Consider the following 5,199-nt stretch of genomic DNA (forward strand, 5'->3'; position numbering starts at 1 on the left):
GGCCGACCCATTGCGCCTCGGGGATATCACGGCCTGAGCGAACGCTGAGTCCGTCGAGCGTCGATTCGAATTCCGTGACATCGGAGGTCGATTCCAGGTGGGCCTTGTAGAGGTAGTCGTCCGGGCCACCCCAGGGGCTTTCCGGCTTGTCGATGAACGAGGCGATGGAGAATTGCACATCTGGGTTCTCGTCGCGCAGGTCGGCGGCGATCTGCTTGGCCGCGGCCACGAAATTGTCGAGGTCGTCGGAAAACGAGCCCGAGAGGTCCACCAGGAAGATGAAATCGAGCGGTGGGCATTCGGGGTCTTCCTCGCCCAGCAGGTCGATCGTGGCGTCGGAGAATTTCGCCTCTTCGACCCCGACGAGGGTGTTGACCCCCTCGCTGCCCGTGCCGCCGAGATGCGAGATCGTCACCACGTCGTCATCGTCGCGGTCGATCGTGTAGGCCGAGCATGGGCCCGAGAAAAAGGCAATGTCGTGACCTTCGCCGCCGTCGAGGCTGTCGTTGCCGGCGCCGCCGATCAGCTCGTCATCGCCGTCGCCACCTTCGAGCGTGTCGTTGCCCGCCCCGCCGGCGAGCATGTCGTCGCCGTCATTGCCGATCAGGTGGTTGTCGGCATCGTTGCCGATCAGCATGTCGTTGCCCGAGCCGCCGGTGGCGTTCTCGATCACCACGCCGTTGGCGATGGTATAGCCGCCAAGCTGGGTGCCGGTGCCATCGGAAATCGTCGAGACGTAACCGCCGGCGTGGTATTCGGGATCGACAAGTTCGTTGCGCGGCTGGCTGGTGGAGCCGTTGCCATGGTCGTCCTTCATGTCGCCGAAGGCGTCGGTCTTGCGCACCATCTTGAGGATGTCCGCGTCGGCGCTGCGCGCCTCCTGCTCGAGCGAGGCGTCTTGCAGGTTGATATAGGCGTTGTTGCTGCCGGAATAGTCGATCTCGTCGGTGCCGCCGGTATCCCAGATCGAATAGAAGGCCCGGCCGATGGAAATGGAGCCGTCGGAGCCGTCGAGATCGCGCGCGGTGCTGCGCTCGTCGGTGATGGTGTAGGTGGTGTCGCCGGTATGGGCATCGGGGGCGCCATGCACCGCCTGCAGCGCGGCGATGTCGAGCGCGCCAAGCGTGACGTTGTTGCCGAAATTGTCGAAGACCCGCGTGTCGATACCGCCGATTTCATAGGACATCACGGTGTAGCGGGCGTTGTCGGCCTTGTTGTCGGTGGCGACGGCGTCACTCACGGCCCAGGCGGTGGTGCCGGAGTCGTCGTTGTGCGGGTGGCTCAGCCCCAGACCGTGACCCAGCTCGTGCAGGACGACGAAATCGGCAAAGCTGCCGCCGCCGGTCTCGGCGGCCTCGTCGTAGCCGGCGTTGCCCATCCGGTTGGTCAGGAAGGACTGGTAATCATCGGTCTCGCCGGGTTTGAGGATGCTTCCGGGGCCATTCATCCAGGCCACGACGCCGGCGGTGCTGGGATAGCCGCCGGAGAAGACGATGTCGGCGGTGTCGATCCCGCTATCTTCGCTGAAGTCGAGCCCGGTGGCGAGCGAGATGTGATAGAGCGCGTTGTCGATCGCGTCGTTCCAGGCCGGGGCCGTGGTGTCGTTGATCGGCTCATGCGCGTTTCCGGCGCCGGGTTCTTCTTCGTACTTTTCCTCGTAGATCTCGTCGATTCGGTCGGAATCACCGGCCTCGGCGATCCAGTAGGTCAGATTCCCCGTGTCCCACTGGTTGGTGCGCTGAAGGCCCGCCAGCAAGGTGTTGGTGTTTGCAGCTACTGTTGTGGAGCCAGCCATATTGTCCCCCTCTCATGAATTTTAATTAATCAAGTTTCGTTTTCTGGCGCACCGTCATCCGTTCGGGCGCGATCTGTCAACTCGGTTCGGACCAGTTTCGCGGCCCAGTCGGCAGTTTTTGCCGGGTTCACCGGGCATGGGTCCGTCTCGCTCACCGGCTCGGCGGTGAAGAGCTGCCCGGCATGTTCGCCCGCGTTGGCGCCGAGGCGACCGGCCAGGGCGGGCCGGATCACGCGCCCGTCCTCGGGCAGGCCGACGAGCACAAGGCTTTCGACCTGGCTGTCCGCGGGCATGCGGACCAGGTATTGCACCTGCGTCGGCGCGATGACGATGGCGTCGGGATCATCGGGCGTATCGACGGGGCGCAGCAGGCGCCAGCGCGCGTCCTGGCCCTTGAAGCGGTCGGACTCGTCGCGGGCCTCACCCGGGTCCATGCCTTGCATGGCAGTTTCGAAATCCTCGCGGTCGAGCCTGCCGAACAGGAGGACGGCCTGGCGGCGCAGATCCTCGGATTCGTCGAAGCTGGCCTCCGGCGCAAACACATGCACCTGCATCTGGCAGGGCGACGCATCGCCACCCGCAGGTAACAAGTCTTCCTGTGCACCCGCGCCCATGACAGCCACCCCGCACACCACCGCGAGAGCAATGGAATACATCCAGATCGGTTTCATTCGGCCCTCCCGACCCATCACGGATCGATCAAATACTGGGCGATCCGCGGAAAACCTGTGCGATCGTTATCCACCGACAAAGCGCAGTCTGGCGCGCGTGCACGATTCTGTCAACGAAGCCATTGTACTGTGGATCAGGGTCCGGGCCGGTTTTCGCCTTGATCTGGCTGGTTTTTTCACGTGCGCGCGCTGTGATGGGCGTTTGTCCGGGTCATCTGGGGGCTTGGCGCGCCGCGCGGGGCTGGTCGTGATGACCCGGCGCGGCACCACCGCGCCCGCACCCGATCCGCGCACAGGCGATCTGCGCGGATTGCGGTTTCATTTATCTTCTGGGCATATTATCTAGGTGTGACAACAGCGAACAGGATGGATCATGCGCCGCCCAGTCGTCGGAATCATAGGTAATCAGCATCTGATCAACGACACCTACGAGGTTCATGCCGGCGGGTCGATGAATTCGGATGCGGTTGCCAACGTGTCCGACTGCCTGCCGCTGCTGATCCCGGCCGACCCGCGTTTCGTGAGCGTCGAGGAGTTGTTGGAGGTGTGCGACGGCTTCCTGCTCACCGGGGGGCGGCCGAATGTCCACCCGGAGGAATACGGCGAGGCGCCGACCCCGGCGCATGGCGATTTCGACCGCTGCCGCGATGCGATCACCCTGCCGCTGGTGCGCAAATGCACCGAGCGGGGACAGCCGTTCTTCGGGGTCTGCCGCGGGTTCCAGGAAGTGGCGGTGGCCTTTGGATCGACCCTGCATCCCGAGATCCGCGACCTGCCGGGGCGCGACAATCACCGGATGCCGCCCGATGGCACGCTGGAAGAGAAATTCGCCCTGCGCCACACGGTGACCTTCAGCGCGGGCGGCGTGTTCCACCGATTGCTGGGCGCGCGCGAGGTGATGACCAACACGCTGCACGGGCAGGGCATCTGCCACCCGGGCGAGCGGGTCGTGGTCGAGGGATACGCCCCCGACGGCACGCCCGAGGCGCTTCATATCAGCGATGCGCCGGGCTTTACCCTGTCGGTGCAGTGGCACCCCGAATGGAACGCGGCCAACGACCCGGTGTCACGGCCGCTCTTCACGGCCTTTGGCGATGCGGTGCGCGCCTGGGCCGAGGAGCGCCGGGCGACGCCGATGCTCAGATCGGCCTGAAGGCGGCGCTTCGTCATTTCCGACAGACCGGTGAAAAGCAATTGCCGTGGCCGGCCATAACTGCGCCCGGGGCCAGTCCCCTACATTCGCGCTTCGATCATGTGGGGGCGTAAAGTTCTGAAATTGTTGCGTTTCGGCCCGTGCAGGTTGGGCCGTGTTCCGAGTGACCGAATCGGACGCTCATTGCTGGCTTTCGCCAAGGGAGTGGTGGTTTGGCAGGCACCGTGCGCCGTGGTTAACGCCTGTTCGGGACCGGGTTCCAAGGGGGGTGACATCCGGCTGCCGCCCGGCTGCTCCCCGGCTGCCGGGTAAAACAACGGCGGTTAACCTCTCGTTAGGTTAACGGGGCGCGCGATGGGAAAGGTGCTTGTCCGGGCCAGCGCTGCCAATCTCGTGTTTCCATCAACCCGACCCGCGCCTCCAATGGATCGACCCATTGATTGACAATTCGGCAATGGATGGGGACGATGATTGTATTTCAGAGCTAAAGGCAGATGAGAGTGACATGATCCGATCAAACCTTTTTTCCTGCATGATTGCGGTCATCTTCGCGCTGGCCACAACCAAAGCCACCGCACAGGATCGAGCCTGTGACGACTTTCTGACAGAGGAGTTTTTCGCATCGGCCTCACCGGAAGTTGTGGCAACGTGTCTGGAGCAAGGCCGGGCTGTCGATGAGCGTGATGACCAAAGGAATTCGCCTCTGCATCTGGCCGTGGCTTATGCCCCGGATGCACGTGTGACGTGGGTGCTGCTGCGAGCAGGCTCTGATCCCAGCCTCAAGAATTTAGCGAAACATACACCGATGCACATGGCGGCAGCATATGCGATTGATCCCTTGCAGGTTGTCACGCTCGCGTTTTGGGGGGCAGAAGTGGACAGGGGAAGGGAGGGGGATGATTGCAAGTGGCCCATGACCACATGCACGACGACGCCGCTGCACCTGGCCGCGCGGCGCCCCGAGGCTGTGGATGTGGTCACGGCATTGATCGAAGCCGGCGCCGCCACTGATATCTTCGCGGGCATAGATCTGGCGGATATCGACGAGGATCTGAAAGAAGACAAATCCTTGCTGCCGCTGCACCTGGCCGCACGGCATGCGGGTGTCGAGACGGTTGGTGTGCTCTTGCAGGCGGAGGCCAAGGTGGACGCGAAGGACAAGGGGCGCAAGAAGCGGACGGCATTGCACTACGCGGCCGCGCGCAAGGCTGGCGCACTCGACATCGTGCAGGCGCTTCTGGACGCGGGGGCGTCGGCTGATGCAACCGATTTCGAGAACACCACGCCCCTGATGTTGGCCGCGATTCATAGCACGGACCCGGAAGTTGTGGCGGTATTGTTGGACGCAGCAGAAAAGCCCTGTATGGAAAACAAGGCGAAATCAACGGCTTCTTTGATGATGCACGAGTACAATCCTGCCTTGCAGGACGACGACGTATTTACCAGGTTGCACGATCGATGCAGCGAATGAAGCGTCTTGCCGAACGCCTTTCATTTCTTTTCGTGGGTGGCATCAAGACCTTGCGGCGTGTCATCGGTGTGCTGCGGCGCTTTGCCGTTCTGCTGGTTCTGCTTGCGAT

General features: G+C 63.1%; 4 protein-coding genes. 2 read left to right on the forward strand and 2 right to left on the reverse strand.

All coding sequences use genetic code 11. The annotated features are described in order from the left end of the window. Positions 1 to 1,795, reverse strand: a 1,795-nt coding sequence (locus tag ACESL9_RS16865; RefSeq protein WP_372675273.1) for a M10 family metallopeptidase C-terminal domain-containing protein, incomplete at its 3' end; no start/stop codon positions are given. A gap of 29 nt (positions 1,796 to 1,824) precedes the next feature. Further along, positions 1,825 to 2,466 carry a hypothetical protein gene (locus ACESL9_RS16870; RefSeq protein WP_372675274.1) on the reverse strand — a complete coding sequence of 214 codons (642 nt, stop codon included), beginning with the start codon at positions 2,464 to 2,466 and terminating at the stop codon, positions 1,825 to 1,827. 373 nt (positions 2,467 to 2,839) lie between these two features. Between ACESL9_RS16870 and ACESL9_RS16875 the strand changes: the two genes are divergently transcribed. After that, entirely contained in the window at positions 2,840 to 3,619 is a 780-nt protein-coding gene (locus ACESL9_RS16875; protein ID WP_372675275.1) for a gamma-glutamyl-gamma-aminobutyrate hydrolase family protein, read from the forward strand. A 436-nt stretch (positions 3,620 to 4,055) separates the two neighbouring features. After that, positions 4,056 to 5,090, forward strand: a complete 1,035-nt coding sequence (locus ACESL9_RS16880; RefSeq protein WP_372675276.1) for an ankyrin repeat domain-containing protein — start codon at positions 4,056 to 4,058, stop codon at positions 5,088 to 5,090. Positions 5,091 to 5,199 lie beyond the last annotated feature (109 nt).

The organism is Aquicoccus sp., from assembly GCF_041686535.1.
Classification (GTDB): domain Bacteria; phylum Pseudomonadota; class Alphaproteobacteria; order Rhodobacterales; family Rhodobacteraceae; genus Aquicoccus.